Genomic DNA, 17,643 nt, shown 5'->3' with positions numbered 1-17,643 from the left:
TGATAAATAGTACTTTAGAGTGAACCTACTCAAAGCAATAGATAAAGTATGAAAACAGAAACGAAGAGATTGTGTATTTATCCAAAAGACATACAACGCATAACCGGAAAAAGTTACCGTCAAAGCATTAGATTATTACAAAATATAAGAAAGGAGCTGAACAAACTTCAAAATGAATTCGTATCAATCGAGGAATTCTGCCAATACACCAGTTTAAAAATGGAACAGGTCGAACCGCTGATAATTGGTTAAAAATTATTTTTTTGAGAATCAAATTTTGAACTGCTACCCGTTCAAAATTACAAAGTAACCCGTTCATTTTTTAGTATCATTTTTTGTTATTTTGTTGCATAATTCTCAATAAAGCAGTACTTTTACAAAGCATTATTTAATGAATTCAGCACGATAAAAAGGGGGTAAATTCGATTGCCCATATAACATTCAAGAGTATAATTTACTGGTAAACAATACATTATAAAGAGACACAAATCCCTCTTTCTCCGCCAGTAGTATTACAAATTGAATTAAAACCCTTTAAATCGTATGATTTAGAGGGTTTTTGCTTTTAGCCAAACCCCATTTTATTCATTAAATCGTCTTCCTAATGAGACAAATTCGGTGACCTACACCCTATTCCATTTCTAAACAATAGATTGAAAAGGCTATAGCAAAAAATTAAAGGCTTTTAAATATTTTTCAGCAGAGGATAAATCTTTTTAAATTTCTCAAAACTCTGTTTGTAGGTTTCTTTGACACCTCTATTTGGTAAAAAGGTTTTTTCAACTTTATTTTGAGCTAGAACGGCAATATTAGTAGCTTTAAACCCAATCAATACAGCACCCCAAGCAGAAGCTTCTACTGTTTCAGCTACGATTACTTTCATTTGAAAAACATCAGCTACCATTTGTAGCCAAAGTGCACTTTTACCAAAACCTCCGCTGGCCATAATGGTTGTTTCATATCTTTCTTCTGGATCCGGCAGTAAGATTTCTGTGATGCTCAATAGTCCAAATAAAACACCCTCCAATGTGGCTCGAATCAAGTGTGCTTTGGTATGGATAATTCGGATTCCCAAAAGCGTCCCTTGGGCAGAAGCATCCCAAATGGGAGCTCTTTCTCCCAATAAGTAAGGAACAAAAAGTAGACCTTCGGATCCCACAGGAATTGTTTCAGCCTGCTCAAATAATTCTTCGAAAGATTCCTTCGTTTTCAAAATGGATTCTTTCAGCCATTGCAAAACAATTGCACCATTATTTACTGCTCCTAATTTCAAATATTGATTTTCCATCAAATGGTAACACTGCGTTCGCATTTGAGAATCAATATAAGGTTTGTCAACTGGCAACCGCACTGCACCACTAGTTCCAATGGATAATGCCATACGCCCAGCTTCCATTGCTCCGGTTCCTAAATTTGCCAATACTCCGTCGCCGCCTCCAATGATATAATGAAAACCATCTGAATTACTTTTGCTTTCGTGCATTGGGCTTACTATGGTCGAAAGTTGTGACGCTTCTATTTCTAAATAATTCAAAATTTCCGTTTCCCATTCTAGCATATGAATGTTCATTAAACCAGTACCTGATGCCATAGAGGAATCAATCACATATTCGCCAGTAAGATAATGCCAAATGTATTCTTTGATGCTTATAAATTTGTGCGCTTTTGAAAAAATGATGCTATCATTTTCTTTCAACCAAGCAATTTTGGCCATGGGTGAAAAAGTATGAATGGGAATTCCTGTTTTTTGATAAAACCTTATTCCTTGCTCAGATTCTTTTAATGCTTCGGCTAATGAATGTGCCCTATTATCCGCCCATAGAATTGCATCGGTGAGCGGTTTTCCATTATTATCTATGGCTATTATACTTTGCATAGCCGCACTAAAACTGATAAATTCAGGGTTGATTCCTATAGTAATTTCTGCAATGCATCCTATAACAGCCGCTAGAATTTCATTGGGCTTTTGTATACTCCAGTCTGGTTTTGGGTGATACATAGGGTACGACTGGGTAAATTGACGAATTACGTTCCCTGCTTTGTCAAAACAAACTGCTTTAGTTGCTGTAGTGCCTATATCTATTCCTATGTAGAACTTTTTCATTAATTTATTTTTTCTAAACCTTCCCTTTTTTATCCCACAAATACATTCAGTAATAATACGCCTGCTAATCCCATCACTCCGATTATAGTTTCCATTACCGTCCAAGTTTTGAACGTATCTGAAATGCTAATTCCAAAATACTCTTTAAACATCCAGAAACCGGTGTCATTTACATGCGAGCACATTAAACTTCCCGCTCCTATAGATAATACCATCAATTCAGGACTTATTCCAGAATTAATGACCAACGGCTGAACAATTCCTGCTGCGGTTAATCCTGCTACGGTTGCCGAACCCAATGCGATGCGAATAATCGTTGCGATTAACCAACCTAAAAGTAAAGGAGAAAGTGTTGCTTGTTCGAAAGATGCAGCTAAATCAGTACCGATACCGCTGTCAATTAATACTTGTTTAAAAGCCCCACCCGCTGCAATAATCATAATAATCATGGTGGCAGAACTTAGTGCCGAACTAGATTTATCCATAATAACCTGCATTTTCCGACCGCGATTAATACCTAAAAATACAATCGCAAAAACTACCGCAATAAGCATAGAAATAGTTGGACTACCAATGAACCCAAGAATATGACGTACAGACGATTCTTCAGCTAAAGTCAATTCGCTTGTTGTTGCCAATGCCATTAAGACAACAGGAATTAGCGCAGTCAAAAAACTGATACCGAACGATGGCATTTCACCTTCGTCGAATGTTTTGCTTTCGAATAATCCTTTGGGTGGATTAGCTACAATTTTTTTTATGAATTCCGGGAAAATAATACCCGAAAATAATAAAGTCGGAATAGCAATCACTAATCCGTAAAGTAATGTTTTACCAATATCTGCTTTAAAAATTACGGCAATGGCTGTTGGTCCCGGATGGGGTGGCAAAAAACCGTGTGTCACCGAAAGTGCTGAAGCCATGGCAATTCCCAAATAAATAATAGGTTGGTTAGTACTTTTTGCGACAGCGAAAACCATGGGAATCAAAATAACAAATCCCGCATTGTAAAACATCGAGATTCCTACGACAAAACCTGTAAGCATCATCGCCCACTTGATGTGTTTTATACCAAAAGACCGAATCATTACTGAACTTATTCGTTGCGCCGCACCACTATCCGAAAGGATATTTCCCAAAATAACTCCCAATGCAATAATCAATATCAAAGATCCCAATGTGCTTCCAATTCCTTGTTGTAGCGAGTTAATAATATCAGGAAAGTTCATGCCCTTAGCAATTCCCACAAAAAGAGAAGCAATAATTAATGAAATAAAGGCATTGAGTTTTACTGCGGATATTAGAACAAGCAATAAAAGAATACTTGCACTTAAGATTAATATGGACATAGACTGGAATTTTCTAGATTAGGAATCAGATAATAGGTGTCAAATAGAGCGCAGGTGAGACTGTTTTTTGAATGAAGTAAAGATTTTCTACTATTCATTTTTTTCTACCTCATGTCCGCCAAATTCATTGCGAAGTGCTGCTACCACTTTACCGGAGAATGTATCCTGCATTTGGGAACGGTAACGCATCATAATCGAAAGTGCAATAACAGGTGTGGGAACGCCTAAATCCAAAGCAGTTTCCAATGTCCATTTCCCTTCGCCTGAAGAATGCATAATTCCTTTAATACTATCTAATTTAGGATCTTTGGAAAACGCATTTTCAGTGAGTTCCATTAACCAGCTGCGCACCACAGAACCATTATTAAAGAGTTTGGCCGTTTTTTCGAAATCAATATCAAATTCAGAGTGTTCAAAAACCTCAAATCCTTCAGCGATTGATTGCATCATCCCGTATTCGATTCCGTTGTGAACCATTTTTGTGAAATGTCCGCTCCCTGCTGCACCAGTATAAAGGTGGCCGTTTTCAACAGAGATATCCTTAAAAACTTGTGCTACATACTCAAATACAGTGGTATCTCCACCTATCATCGTGCAAGCGCCATTCAATGCTCCCGAAGTTCCTCCTGAAGTTCCACAGTCTAAAAAATCAATACCAAGCTCCTTCAGCTGTGAATAACGACGTTTCGAATCCTTGTAGTTAGAGTTTCCTCCATCAATAATAATGTCATTTTTTTCTAAAAAAGGAATCAAGGAAGTGATTACTCCGTCTACAATTTCACCAGCAGGAACCATTAACCAAATCACTTTTCGCTCATTGAGTTTCTGACACAATTCGTTCACGGAATGTGCAGTTGTAATACCTTCTAGGCCTAGCTTCGTAAAAAAGTCTGTGTTTACATCTTGGGCTACAACTTCGTAACCATTTCGCTGTAAATTAAGGGCAAGGTTGAAGCCCATTTTTCCTAATCCTATAATTCCAATTTGCATGCCTGTTTATTTTTAAGTGTAATTTAAAAATTCTTTTGCAAAAACGTCTTAAAATTTTTCCAGTAAAAGGGATAAAGGTCTAAAAACCTGTACTATTCTTAAAATTAAGACTTATAAAAAATTTCGGTTATGAGTTATTTTTGCAAAAATAAAAACGGGAAAACTCCCCTATTTGTTCCCTATTTATCAACGCAGTCAACAGTTGTAAATTTATATTTCACGCGTTCAAAATCTATAGGTTCACCTTTAACAAAATAAGAGGCACCCATAGTAGTTTCTATTTTCCCGTTGCCTACAATAAGTTCGTTTCCTCGTTTTAAAAAAGCCATAGGATTTTTGTAGGTTATTTTATCATACGTACCCTGAATAAATGTGTAGCTCGCGAATAAAGTATCCCCACGGAATTCTCCTGCGATTTTCCCAACTTTTTTTGGCATATCTAAAATTTTCATCACCATATCGCCGGTTATTTTTCCACTTTTTAAAGTGTTCATTTTTAATTCAAGAGTATCCTTTTCATACAACGCTTTATAACACTGAACGCTTATCGGTTTTTCAGCATGAACTTTGGTAGCTTCACCGCTTTTTGAGGTTTCATTTTTTTTACAGCCTTGGAGTCCAATAAAAGCCAACAGTACACAAGAAAGAGCTAGATTTTTCATAATAATAAGTATTTAGTTAATATTTGTAGCAATAACAATTGCTAATTTACATATAAATAGCGTAAAATACTACAGGTTTATTGGCGTTAAAATTATTAATGATACTGTATTAAAGCAACAGTAGTTTCTTTTACATTACTCTTCAAGTAGTATTAATTTCAATAATAGTTAAAGATCTTTAAGCAATCCGCGTGCAATTACTATTTTCATAATTTCATTCGTTCCTGCATAAATGCGTGCCACACGATTATCTGCATACATACGAGCAATTGGATAGTCCCACATGTAACCATAACCACCAAATAATTGCAAACATTCATCAACGACATGTCCACACATATCAGTGGCAGAATATTTAATCATCGAAGCACTTTCAGTTGTTAGTTTATGCTCTGCTAATAATTCGATACATCGATCTAAAAAAGCCTGATGTATTTGCATTTGGGTAGTACATTCCGCCAATTTAAATTGGGTATTTTGGAATCCCGCAATAGACGTACCAAAAGCGGTTCGTTCTGTAGTATAAGCAATAGTGTTTTCAATGGCTCCTTCAGCGGTCGCAACCGCCATAATGCCAACTGTCAATCGCTCCCGAGCTAATTCCTGCATCATAATTTTAAATCCTGTTTTCTCATCTCCAAGTCTGTTCTCCTTTGGAACTTTTACATTATCAAAAAACAACTCTGCGGTATCTTGAGATTTCATTCCAATTTTTTTGAGCGGGACTCCTTTCGTAAAGCCTTCCATTGTTGATTCTAAAATGAGTAAGGTAACACCCTCCTCGTCTGTACCGTGATTGGTTTTTACCGCCACAATAGCCATATCACACAAAAAACCATTGGTAATAAAGGTTTTTTGACCATTGACCACATAATGATCTCCTTTATCTTCGGCTGTTGTTCGAAGTGCTTTCAAATCGCTCCCGCAATTAGGTTCTGTCATTCCTATAGCGGTTATAATAGCGCCTTTAGCCATTAGCGGTAAATACTTTTGTTTTTGGGCTTCCGTTCCATAATACAATAAATAAGGAGCTACAATATCCGAATGCAACGAAAACCCAGGACCGGTTATTCCCTTTTTTGCGAACGCTTCAATTAACAAGGCATTAAAAGTAAAATTCAGCCCTCCTCCCCCGTATATTTCTGGTATATCCAAACACAACAATCCTAATTCCCCCGCTCGTTTCCATATTTCACGCGATACCATCCCGTTTTTCTCCCATTCGTCTAAATGATCCATAATGTCATTTGTGATGAATTCCTGAATCATTTCGTGCATCATTTTATGCTCTTCGGAGGCATAAATCTTTCGTTCCAATAGTATGTTTTTTAGCATTTTTTTAGCATTTTTAGATTAGAGGATGCATCTGCCGGTTCAAATGGAAATTTACGACATAAGAAGCAACAAATCAACATTATAACGTTATTTATTGCATTATAATTAATAAATTTACTATTACTTTACTTTAGATTTTCAGCTAAATAATCTTGCAATGACGTTAGATAAATACAATCAGAAACGTAATTTTAATTTCACTGAGGAACCCAAAGGTGAAAACGTCAAGTCGAAAAACGATTTAATTTTTATAGTTCAAAAACACGCTGCGTCACATTTACATTATGATTTTCGCTTAGAAATGAATGGGGTTTTAAAAAGTTGGGCAATACCAAAAGGCCCGTCAATGAACCCAAACGACAAAAGACTTGCCATTATGGTCGAGGATCATCCTTTATCTTACAAAGATTTTGAAGGAACTATTCCTGAAGGACATTATGGTGCCGGAAATGTTATTGTTTGGGATAATGGGACTTATACGCTCCCCGAAGAGCAATCAAAAGCAGCTACTGAAAATAAATTAAAAACAGATTTAGAAAAAGGACATATTCGTTTTATCCTGAACGGAAAAAAATTAAAAGGCGAATTTTCATTGGTTAAACTAAAAACAAAAAAAGAAAACACTTGGTTGTTAATCAAGAAAAAGGATACGTTTGCTATTGAAAGTGACATTTTAGAAGAAAATAAATCTGTAATTTCTAATCTGACTTTAGAAGAGTTTGAAAAGTAAATTACAAAAATTAATGATACCTTTTATTTCTTTAAACAGCAAAGAGTTTTGGTCAATTTTAGTGAAAAAATAAGGCAATTGCAATCTCAAGGGCAATTAAAATAATTACAACCCATTCCAGTCTGGAGCTTTCTCTCACGTTCAGTACATCGGTGAAAAGGGTCAGATTGTTTTCTACGATTTGAAGGCGGTAATCTAAATCTTTGAATCGGGTATTGATATCAAAATTGACCTTTAGATGTCGGTTAAGGAGATTTAGTTCCTCATTGTCCCAAACTAAATTGGGATCGTCCAGAATATACAAATTGTCAACAATACTGTTTTTTACATTCAGAACTTTACCTATGTATTTAAGTAAATTGGTTTTTGAAATACTAAGTTTTCCGCGTTGTTCCAATTCTAGAATATAATGTTTTGAAGAGGTAATAAGTTCATTGGTTAGGACTTCATAATAATCTAATGCTACCGATTGTCCAATGTTTAGCATCACAATACGCAAAATAGAAGAATCAACTTGCGGAACAATAACATAGTTGTTTTTCACAACAACCTTTTGTAAATTATCGTCAGTTTCAATTCGGTATTCTTCAAATAAATCCAAATCGACCAAGTTAGTTGCGTAATTTTTTATGAAACTGATCAATTCACTTTTGGCGACCGCATCATAATTGGCGAAAACCACCACCCCATAATCAAAAACGTATAGATAACGGTCCGTATCTTCCAATGCATAAAATACTTCGGAAGTAGATCCCGAATGTACTTCGGCACGAAAATCAGTACGAAATTTTTTGATATTGAAAGATTCAGCAATTTGAACAGCTTCGATTCGTATTTCCATAAACAACTAATTTTGGAACAAATTTAATAAAAAAATTAAGATTGATATAGCCAGAATCTGTCCAAACACTAAACTGTTTTCTGTTTTTTTTTGACATTTTTTATATCATAATAAGCACGGCAAATGATTATTGAAAGAAATTAGCTTAAAATTTTTGAGATTGTATAAAAAAATATAAAAATTAATGAATAAAATTGTTTTTTTTGTTTAAATGCTTGACAATTATACTGTTAATGGAATGTTAATTTATAAATAAAAATTAAAAACATTTGATTGGCAACTTAAAAATGTCAAAAAAACGCACTTAGTCGATTAATATTGTATATGGACGATTTAATTTTGAATTTATTTTTGTTTTTTGTAATAAAAAATTTAATTTTAGCGTAGAATAGTTAATTATCACATATTTAAAAAAAATATAACCTTGAAATTAAACGCCAAAAACAATCTATTTCTTGCATTTGCCATTCTCTGGTCTATCGTGGGTTTTGCACAAGCAACTATAAATGTAAGTTACGGTAATCCAGCAATAAAAATTTTAAATGGAGGATCTGTTAGTTTTGGTTTATCCGGGGAAATAGAATTTTCGGTTACAAATATCCCTACAGGAGGGAATCCTTCATTACTTATTCAAAGCATTACTTCAAGTGACCCAAGTTTTATAGTTTCCTCAAATCCTTTTATTTCTGAAGTCAACATTAAAAAAGGTGAAGTAGGGAAATTTAGAATAAAAAAAACTTCATATAGCTGTGGTTCAGGATCTTCTGTAGTTACAGTATTGGCTAATGTTGGATCTTTTAGTTTCACAGTTAGTTTTGATAATAAACCATCAATTTCTGTTCTGGGTGGTACACCAACACAACCTGTTCCCAACGGACAAATTATTCCTACTTCTGCCAATGGTACTTTATTTGGAACTGTTACTGCAGGGGCAACAGCTACAAGAAATTATTTAATCGCTAATACAGGAACCTGTCCTCTAATGCTTGGGTCGTTAACCTGTTTCGGCTATGACCCTATAACGGGAATACAGTCTACAGATTTTTCAATATATACTCAACCAACACCGTATAATTATCCTGCTAATGTTTACCCTCCAAATGTAATACCGCCCGGAGGTGTAGTTTATTTTGTCGTTCTGTTTTATCCACAAACTCCCGGTATTAAATCGGCTATAATTTCAATTCCTAGTAATGATCTAACAAAAAATCCCTATACTTTTGTACTAAGTGGTGAAGTATATAATCCAACCATAACTGGCCCTGGCGGTGGAAACCCGGATTTTAGACTGTGGCTTAAGTCGACAAGAGGAGTAAATTTATCTCCTGGAACTAACTATGTACCTCTTTGGAAAGATTTGGGATCAACGGGTAAAGATGCAACTCAAGCTACTGCTGTAAATCAACCTACTTATGTTGATGCAGCAATTGGAAACATCAATTATAATCCTGTGGTAAAGTTTCAAAATAATGGAACATCACTTAATCAATTTATGTACAACACAGATAATGGGTATTACACGCATGAAACTTTTATTGTAATGGAACCTGATGCTGCTGTAGACGGGACGACATCGTCTATGACTATTATTTCAGGCACTTCTGCTTCAAATCCGACTTATCCAATTATTGCAAACGAGCATACTGGAATTGGTTTTGGTGATTTTACGTCACGTTTTGCAAATGAAAGATTATGGTTCAGTCAATGGCAAAATAATAGTGGAAGTTTTTATAGTGTAGCAGATAATGTTGGGGACTATTCTAAAGCAGGGATTATCAATAGTCGCAATAAAACGACTACAGCTTCAGATGGTGTTGATTTATTGTTTAACACAAATGCTATTGGAACTATAACAAGCAGTATACCCTATTCTAATTTGGGTTATAATGATGGTTCTATTTGGAAAGGAACCCCTTATAATATTGGGAAAAATATAAATATCGGTACTGCTTATGGAAACCTTAACGGCCGAGTGGCGGAGATAATTTCGTATGCTTCACGTGTGCTTGATGGGAATCGTCCTAGGATTGAAACCTATCTTGCCATAAAATATGGTATCACTTTAGGAGTAAACGGAACCAGTAAAAATTATCTTGATTCCGGGGGAAACATTCTTTGGAACATTTCAAATAATGCGGGCTTTAACTATAACATTGCAGGTATTGGTAAGGATGTAGCTTCCGATTTATATCAAAAACAGTCTAAAAGTGGTAATGACCCTAATGAAGTAACTATTGGATTAGGTGTGATAGCTGCGACCAATAGTGCAAATATTAATCAGTTTAAAAAAGACCGTGATTTTTTAGTTTGGGGTTCTGATAATGGGACGTATACTGCAAGCGGTTCTAATACCACAACAATAAGTAGCGGAATAACAACTTCGACAATTCGAATTAATAAAAAATGGAAAATTGTTGAAACTAAAACTGATGTGGATGGTGACGTCGAGAATGTTTTTGTAGGAATACCAGTAGCCGCTTTTAGTGCATTTCCAAAATTAGCTAATGAAGAATATGCCCTAATTGTTAGTGACAATCCTAATTTTAACGATGTAGATATCATTGATATAATTCCGCTGAAATCAGATGGAATTGGTAATTTGCAAACCTGGTATGACTTTGACGGTACTAAGTATTTTACTTTTGGGAAAGCACTCAAAGTGGAGACAAAACAATTAGTAAAAAGTACTGCCAGCATCATCGACAAAGATTTTTTGGTGGGAGAATATGCTTTAAATCTAAATAGTGGTTCATTTACAGTTGGATGTTGGATAAGAAATGATGGTTCAATTGCCACTAATAAAACCATATTTGGCAAGGGGACTAATTTAGAAATACGATTAAACGCTCAGAATAAAATTGAGGCATTGTGGGATGGCGCTTCACGATTTGTTTCTAATACTGCTGTTGCAGATGGTAAATGGCATAATATTGTCGCGGTTTACTATGTGGGAAGTGCTGATTTTTATATAGATGGAGTTATAGAGTCTTCCACATTTAATCTGCAAAATCCATCGCCTAATTATTCCAGATTTTCGGTTGGTTCTCTTTATATTGATAAAAATAATATTATTAATCCATTTATAGGAGAAATAGACGAGATTCATATTTGGGATATGGCATTATCCTCTGATCAGATAAATTATTTGATGAATCAGGAATTTGTGAAATACGCAGATAATACCGTAAATGGGAAAATAATACCACAATATATCACTAAGAATTCAGTCAAAACAATTCCTTGGACTAAGCTTAAAGCGTATTACGATTTTAATTCCTTTTATGGTACTACCGTTGAGGGATTAACGGATGACCGCAATTTTCTTCGAATTAAATATTTGAATAAAAACAAACAAATTTTAAATACCCAAACCGCACCATTACCTTATGAAACTGTTGCTGATGGTTTGTGGAGTAGTTCGGCCATTTGGAAAAACGGTTCCTTGCAAACCATTCCTAATGATAATTCTATTGTAAATCAAACGCCTCAACCTGTTGTAAAGGGCAATATTGTAAAACTATTAAATAATGTAGAATCAACTGGTAATAAAACACTTTTAGGATTGTTTGTTGAAGGTACAGATTCTGTAACCTACAAAACATTATTGGCAAGTAATAATACTAAAATAGAGGTTTCTAATTACTTAAAATTAGACGGTTTAATTGACTTAAAGGATCGTTCTCAATTAGTGCAGACTCTCAATAGCGAATTGGACCCAACGAGTAAAGGCTTTATAAGAAGAAGCCAACAAGGAACTATTAATAAGTATAATTATAATTATTGGTCATCCCCTGTGGGGCCAATAAATAGTAGCTCCAATAATAATAATTATACCGTAAACGGAGTGTTTAAAGATGGTTCAACAACAACACCTCAAAATATAAATTGGGTTACCGGTTATAACGGTAGTCAAACCACACCTATAAGTTTAGCTAGGTATTGGCTGTATAAATTTCAGAATGGAACTGAATATGCTGATTGGATACATTTTGATGAAATCACAGACCCAATTCTCCCTGCTCAAGGATTTATTTTCAAGGGTGCAGGTGCAGTAGATTCCAGCAATTCATTAACTCAAAATTATACGTTTGTAGGAAAACCGTTTAATGGACTTATTAATGGTAATTCTGTTTTGGCAGACAACTTGTTTTTGGTAGGAAATCCTTATCCATCGGCTTTAGATGCTTATACATTTATTAGTGATAATATTAATACCATTGATGGCGAAATTACCGGAGAACTTTATTTCTGGCAACATTCCCCAGACAATAATACTCATATATTGGGAGGATACACCGGTGGTTATGCTACATTAACATTAACTGGAGGAACTGGGCCTGTGGCTCCGATAGGTATTAACGGAGTGGGAACAAGTACTAAATTATCATATCAGTACATCCCTGTGGGGCAAGGATTTTTTGTATTGGGAAAACTGGGAATTGTTGGAGCTGTACCTATTATTTTTAATAATAATCAACGGGCTTTTGTTAAGGAAAATGATATAGATGATTTAGCTGTACCAATATCCAATACCTTATTTAAAATAGTGCCAAAAAAGAGTTATCCAACGGCTCCTGGTAACCACTTCAATGAGAACAGTAATGATATAGTTTACAATAATTATAACACAAAAATCAGATTAGGTTTTAACACCGCTAAAAATTATCACAGGCAATTATTAATTGGTTTTATGAATGATTTAGCAACTGATGGACTTGATAAAGGTTATGACGGTTATCAAATAGATACACAAGCTAACGATTTATATTTCCTGATAGATGATTGGGAATATACTATACAAGGTGTCGGAGCATTTGACTTTTCTAAAGTGTATCCATTGGGAGTTAAGACTGATACAATAGGTAATGTTCAATTTACAGTTGATAATTCAGAATTCTTACCTGCAAATCAATATATATATATACACGATAAGGAAACTTCAGTTTACTATGACATTACTGAAAAAGCAGCGGATGTTAATTTGCCTGTAGGGACTTATAATACACGTTTTGAATTGGCTTTTCAAACGGACAAATCATTAGCAGTAAGACAAAACGAATTATCAGAATCGATGCTGATGGTATACAATAATGAAATAAAAAAGAAATTATTTATTAGCAAAAATCAAGCAATAGATATTAAAGAAGTTTCAATTTACAACATCGTAGGTCAACAACTAAGTACTTTAAAAAAAGTGCCGAATGTAGATACAGTAGAAATTCCGTTTAACTTGCAAAGCGGTGTTTATGTAATAAAAATAATTACTGATAAAGGCGTAATCAGTAAAAAAATAGTAAAGCATTAATTATAAATTTGTACAAATTTTTGGGTTCAGTCTAAAAGGATTGGGCTTTTTTATTATCATGTACTCATTTTATGCCTCGGCAGGTTAATTTCATGCTCCTGCGGATAAGGTGCCCTATGGGTCATGCTGACATCTTCCCGAAGCTGTTCGTGTACTTTATATTGCCTGTCACTTGTGTTGGAATAACGCGGATCAGGGATGAAAGGCATTTTAGCCATTTTGGTAACGGTAATCGTTGGAAAATGATAATCAACTTCAACAGTTCCCAGAAGCAGGTAACAGCCACCGCCTTTGAAAGGATATTTTTCCAGGCTATTTGTAAAATGTGCGGTGTCAAAATATTCCCCTTCATGATCAACCCAGGTTCCAAAATACATGGCTCCCATCTTGGTAGGAACATGTTTTCTGGAAATAAGATAAGCGAGCATCTTTACGGTTTTTTTATGGTGACTTAATAAGTCTTTGGCCATTACGTGTCCCCGATATTTTGTCTGAAGTAAATCGAATGGAGTGCAGGAAACCGGAAAACTCAAGAGCTCTATTTCATCAAAAGCATCTTCAAAAGCGGAGCGCTCGAGTATTGGCAACGTATATTCTTTGATTGGTTCCTGAAGGAGCATTAGGTTTCTATTTTCGGATTTGAAGTTGACCATAATGAGTCTGGCAATCACCAGTAACTGGTTTTTTGTTTTTCCGGTAAAGCGGAATGCTCCTATAAAAATCAAAATTTGTATGCCTTCAATACCTATTGGAATGCGATTGATAAAATCTTCCAGGGATGTGAATTCGCCATTTTCCTCCCGCTCCGTAATTATACCATGCGCTATTTTAGTTTCTAAACCTTCGAGATGCATGAAACCCAAATAGATCTTGATACCGTATAGGGTAGTTTCGTATTCGCTCTTATTTACACAGGGATTTTGAATGGTTGCACCCGACATTTTGGCTTCATGTACGTATACTTCGGTACGGTAAAAACCACCCTGATTATTGATAACGGCTACCATGAATTCGATAGGGTAATGTACCTTAAGATAGAGACTTTGGTAACTTTCGACTGCATAAGAAGCGGAGTGTGCTTTACAGAACGAATAGCCCGCAAAGGATTCAATCTGCCGGTAAATTTCTTCGCTCAACTTCAAGGGATGTCCTTTTTTTGCACAACAAGCAATGTAATTGTCTTTCACTTTTTGCAATGCTGCTTTGGAGCGTTTTTTGCCGCTCATAGCCCGACGCAGAATATCTCCATCGGCTGCCGGAAGGCCTGCATAATGTAAGGCAATCTTTATTACGTCTTCCTGATAAACCATTACCCCATAGGTTTCGCCGAGTTGTTCTTTGAACACCTCATGAAAATATTCGAACTTGTCGGGATGGTTGTGTCGGAAAATATATTCTTTCATCATACCGGATTGGGCGACACCCGGGCGGATAATAGAGGAGGCAGCTACGAGGGTTTTGTAGTTATCGCATTTCAGACGGCGCAATAATCCACGCATGGCCGGACTTTCGATATAAAAACACCCAATTGTTTTTCCATGGCTTAGAAAATGATTGGACTTAGCCTCATTTTTTGACAATGATGTATTTCGGATATCGACTTTAATCCCTCTATTTTTCTCGATTAGTTTTACACTGTCGTCGATATGACCGATACCCCGCTGGCTCAGGATGTCAAATTTTTCAAAGCCGATATCCTCGGCAATGTGCATGTCGAACAAAACGATTGGAAACCCTTTGGGAGGCATTTCAAGAGGGGTAAAATTGGTAAGCGGTTCTTCTGAAATCAATATACCACAGGAGTGCATGCTTCGTTGATTGGGATACTTTTCGAGCAGCATCCCATATTCCTGAACTAGCTTTACGATTGGGTTTGTATCATGCAACTGCATGGGATTTTTAGCCAATAGATCCAATTCCTCTTTGGGCAAACCAAATACTTTTCCCACTTCCCGGAATATGGAGCGGTATTTAAATTCCACATTGGTACCACAAAAAGCGACATAGTCAGCACCGTATTTATCAAAAATATATCGGAGAATTGTATCGCGTTCTTTCCAGGACCAGTCAATATCAAAATCGGGTGGACTCTTGCGGTTCACATTTAGGAAACGTTCAAAATACAAATCCAGCTCAATAGGGCAGATGTCGGTGATGCCAAGACAGTAACTTACAATACTGTTGGCACCGCTGCCACGACCAATATGCAAAAAGCCCTGACTGATACTGTATTGAATGATATCCCAGGTGATTAGGAAATAGCCGCTGAATTCCAATTGATCAATTACCTTTAATTCCTTTTCTACTCTTGCTTTCGCTTGCGGATTATCAGTACCGTACTTTTTGAATACTCCTTCCTGAGCCAACTTGGTCAAAAGCTGCATATCACTTTCTCGACTTCCGGAAAAGAACTTTTTGTTTTTGGGGGTTTTGAAGTCGAATTCAAAATGGCATTCTTCAATGAGTTTTTCGGTGTTGCTTATGATTTGCGGATACTCCTCAAATTTCGAAAGCAATTCCTTCAGGGGAATCATTACTTCAGACGTCTTGCAACAATCGTCTACAGTAAGTCTGGACAAAATAACATTGGTATCAATGGCTCTAAGGATTTTATGCAGATTGAATTCTCTTTTGGTACGGAAGGTGACGGATTGCAGGACCACCATTTTGTTAAGCCATAAGTGCCATTCCGCAAGAAACAATTTGGGAAGCTGCTCGGGGGCAATGCCAACATATTCATGGTCTTTTAATTCCGTTGGCTTATTTTCGAAAGGATAAATAATGCATACGTTATTAAATGAAGGTGCTACCAATGGTAATGATCTATTTTCGAAATTATGTTGGGTCAGAAAGCGGTTCATTTCGGCTAGACCATCGGCATTTTTGGCCAAGCCGATATAACGTAATTTATGGTTGCAGCGAAATTCTATACCAACGAGAGGTTTGATGTTGACTTCTTCGCAAGCTTTTATGAAATCGTAAATCCCTGTGACGGTATTAATATCGGTCAGCGCCATAGTTTTTATCCCACAAATAACAGCCTGCTGTATCAGTTCAGTAAGCGGTATGGTGCCGTAGCGCAGGGAATGAAAAGAATGACAGTTGAGGTACATAGAATTATAATTTACGGTTTAAAATTTCAGACTTGTTATTGGGCTTGAATGTTGCGCCGGCACAACGCATTACGGCATCAAAGCCATACCGGCTTTTCATTTTGTCCATGGCTTGATACAAAGACACCATTTCTTCAGTGTCCTCAAATAAATTGATTTGATAGGTTCCTCGCACGAGTCCACTGAAACGAATTCCGATTAATCGCAGTCGCATGCGGCGCTGGTATAATTTATCAAATAAGTCCGTGACATTCTGGGTCAGTATATGATCGGCTGAGGTGTAGGGTACTTTGCATTGTTTGGTTTCCGTGTCGAAATTGGCATACCGTATTTTTAATACAACAGTTGCCGTAAGCCATTCTTCTGAACGCAGCTGAAAAGCCAATTTTTCCACCATTCCGATAAGTATTGATTTCAATTTTTGAATGTCAATGGTATCCTGTTCAAAAGTATGTTCTGTCGAAATTGATTTCCGTTCGGAATAAGGTTCCACCGGATTGTTATCAATTCCATTGGCTTTTTTCCATATCTCCATGCCATTCTTGCCGATCATTCGTTGTAATACTTCTGCCGGCATTTCTGAAAGCGTCTGAATCGTTCGGATTCCTATTCGGGACAGCAGCTGAAATGTTACATCACCCACCATAGGTATTTTTTGAATAGATAGTGGATTTAGAAATTGCTGGACCTTATTTTCCGGTATTTCCAGGTTTCCCAGTGGTTTCCCTTCTCCAGTGGCAATTTTAGAAACGGTTTTGTTTACCGATAACGCAAAGCTTATAGGTAAACCAGTTTCTTTGGTAACGGATCGTGCCAGTTCGTTGGTCCATTTGTAACCCCCATAAAATTTATCCATACCGGTAATATCGAGGTAAAATTCATCGATGCTGGCTTTTTCTACGACTGGGGCTTTCTCCTGAATCACTTCAGTAACATCATGCGATAGCCTAGAATATAATTCCATATCGCCTTTCATCACTTTTGCCTGCGGGCAGAGGCGTAATGCCATTTTAATAGGCATTGCGGAACGTACTCCGAAGGTGCGGGCCTCATAAGAACAGGAAGCAACTACACCGCGGTCACCACCGCCAATGATTAAAGGGATTCCTTCCAGTTTTGAATTTCCCAGTCTTTCACACGACACAAAAAAAGTGTCTAAATCCATATGTACAATTGCTCTTTCCATAATCCTTTCCTTTTTTATACTTTACAAA

The 17,643-nt window shown here is 36.3% G+C and carries 11 protein-coding genes; 3 read left to right on the top strand and 8 right to left on the bottom strand.

What is annotated here, in order from left to right:
* The first annotated feature begins 48 nt into the window (after positions 1-48).
* The gene (locus ACFX5F_RS04495) at positions 49-252 is read left to right on the top strand and encodes a hypothetical protein (RefSeq protein WP_379850311.1); all 204 of its coding nucleotides are present in this window, start codon (positions 49-51) and stop codon (positions 250-252) included.
* Between the two features lie 433 nt (positions 253-685).
* Here ACFX5F_RS04495 and ACFX5F_RS04490 read toward each other — a convergent pair whose 3' ends face one another.
* From ACFX5F_RS04490 to ACFX5F_RS04470, 5 genes are all read right to left on the bottom strand, one after another.
* Positions 686-2,104, bottom strand: a complete 1,419-nt coding sequence (locus tag ACFX5F_RS04490) for a gluconokinase (protein WP_379850309.1) — start codon at positions 2,102-2,104, stop codon at positions 686-688.
* A 29-nt stretch (positions 2,105-2,133) separates the two neighbouring features.
* Positions 2,134-3,453 carry a gluconate:H+ symporter gene (locus tag ACFX5F_RS04485; RefSeq protein ID WP_379850307.1) on the bottom strand — a complete coding sequence of 440 codons (1,320 nt, stop codon included), beginning with the start codon at positions 3,451-3,453 and terminating at the stop codon, positions 2,134-2,136.
* A gap of 90 nt (positions 3,454-3,543) precedes the next feature.
* Complete coding sequence (gene gnd / locus ACFX5F_RS04480) at positions 3,544-4,443, bottom strand: phosphogluconate dehydrogenase (NAD(+)-dependent, decarboxylating) (RefSeq protein ID WP_379850305.1); 900 nt, start codon at positions 4,441-4,443, stop codon at positions 3,544-3,546.
* A gap of 179 nt (positions 4,444-4,622) precedes the next feature.
* Positions 4,623-5,105, bottom strand: a complete 483-nt coding sequence (locus ACFX5F_RS04475) for a hypothetical protein (protein ID WP_379850303.1) — start codon at positions 5,103-5,105, stop codon at positions 4,623-4,625.
* A 168-nt stretch (positions 5,106-5,273) separates the two neighbouring features.
* Positions 5,274-6,440, bottom strand: coding sequence for an acyl-CoA dehydrogenase family protein (locus tag ACFX5F_RS04470; protein WP_379850301.1), 1,167 nt, complete (start codon positions 6,438-6,440; stop codon positions 5,274-5,276).
* Positions 6,441-6,597: 157 nt separating this feature from the next.
* On the opposite strand from ACFX5F_RS04470, the gene ACFX5F_RS04465 reads away from it, so the two are divergent.
* Positions 6,598-7,170, top strand: coding sequence for a DNA polymerase ligase N-terminal domain-containing protein (locus ACFX5F_RS04465; RefSeq protein ID WP_379850299.1), 573 nt, complete (start codon positions 6,598-6,600; stop codon positions 7,168-7,170).
* Between the two features lie 58 nt (positions 7,171-7,228).
* On the opposite strand, the gene ACFX5F_RS04460 is transcribed toward ACFX5F_RS04465, so the two are convergent.
* Complete coding sequence (locus ACFX5F_RS04460) at positions 7,229-8,011, bottom strand: RMD1 family protein (RefSeq protein ID WP_379850297.1); 783 nt, start codon at positions 8,009-8,011, stop codon at positions 7,229-7,231.
* Positions 8,012-8,435: 424 nt separating this feature from the next.
* On the opposite strand from ACFX5F_RS04460, the gene ACFX5F_RS04455 reads away from it, so the two are divergent.
* Complete coding sequence (locus ACFX5F_RS04455) at positions 8,436-13,316, top strand: DUF8202 domain-containing protein (protein WP_379850295.1); 4,881 nt, start codon at positions 8,436-8,438, stop codon at positions 13,314-13,316.
* A 56-nt stretch (positions 13,317-13,372) separates the two neighbouring features.
* Here the strand turns inward: ACFX5F_RS04455 and ACFX5F_RS04450 are convergent, their stop codons facing one another.
* Entirely contained in the window at positions 13,373-16,429 is a 3,057-nt protein-coding gene (locus tag ACFX5F_RS04450; protein WP_379850293.1) for a DNA polymerase III subunit alpha, read from the bottom strand.
* Positions 16,430-16,433: 4 nt separating this feature from the next.
* On the bottom strand, positions 16,434-17,615 hold the full coding sequence (gene dinB / locus ACFX5F_RS04445) for a DNA polymerase IV (RefSeq protein WP_379850291.1): 1,182 nt from the start codon (positions 17,613-17,615) through the stop codon (positions 16,434-16,436).
* Positions 17,616-17,643: the final 28 nt, after the last annotated feature.

The organism is Flavobacterium zhoui, from assembly GCF_042787235.1.
Lineage (GTDB): Bacteria > Bacteroidota > Bacteroidia > Flavobacteriales > Flavobacteriaceae > Flavobacterium > Flavobacterium zhoui.
Note: the sequence above shows the minus strand (reverse complement) of the source record. Positions and strands in the feature narration are given on the sequence as shown.

Bases quoted from the DNA above. Each gene is read 5' to 3' on its own strand.
- ACFX5F_RS04495 (WP_379850311.1), top strand. From the start codon at position 49: ATGAAAACAGAAACGAAGAGATTGTGTATTTATCCAAAAGACATACAA.
- ACFX5F_RS04490 (WP_379850309.1), bottom strand. From the start codon at position 2,104: ATGAAAAAGTTCTACATAGGAATAGATATAGGCACTACAGCAACTAAA.
- ACFX5F_RS04485 (WP_379850307.1), bottom strand. From the start codon at position 3,453: ATGTCCATATTAATCTTAAGTGCAAGTATTCTTTTATTGCTTGTTCTA.
- gnd (WP_379850305.1), bottom strand. From the start codon at position 4,443: ATGCAAATTGGAATTATAGGATTAGGAAAAATGGGCTTCAACCTTGCC.
- ACFX5F_RS04475 (WP_379850303.1), bottom strand. From the start codon at position 5,105: ATGAAAAATCTAGCTCTTTCTTGTGTACTGTTGGCTTTTATTGGACTC.
- ACFX5F_RS04470 (WP_379850301.1), bottom strand. From the start codon at position 6,440: ATGCTAAAAAACATACTATTGGAACGAAAGATTTATGCCTCCGAAGAG.
- ACFX5F_RS04465 (WP_379850299.1), top strand. From the start codon at position 6,598: ATGACGTTAGATAAATACAATCAGAAACGTAATTTTAATTTCACTGAG.
- ACFX5F_RS04460 (WP_379850297.1), bottom strand. From the start codon at position 8,011: ATGGAAATACGAATCGAAGCTGTTCAAATTGCTGAATCTTTCAATATC.
- ACFX5F_RS04450 (WP_379850293.1), bottom strand. From the start codon at position 16,429: ATGTACCTCAACTGTCATTCTTTTCATTCCCTGCGCTACGGCACCATA.
- dinB (WP_379850291.1), bottom strand. From the start codon at position 17,615: ATGGAAAGAGCAATTGTACATATGGATTTAGACACTTTTTTTGTGTCG.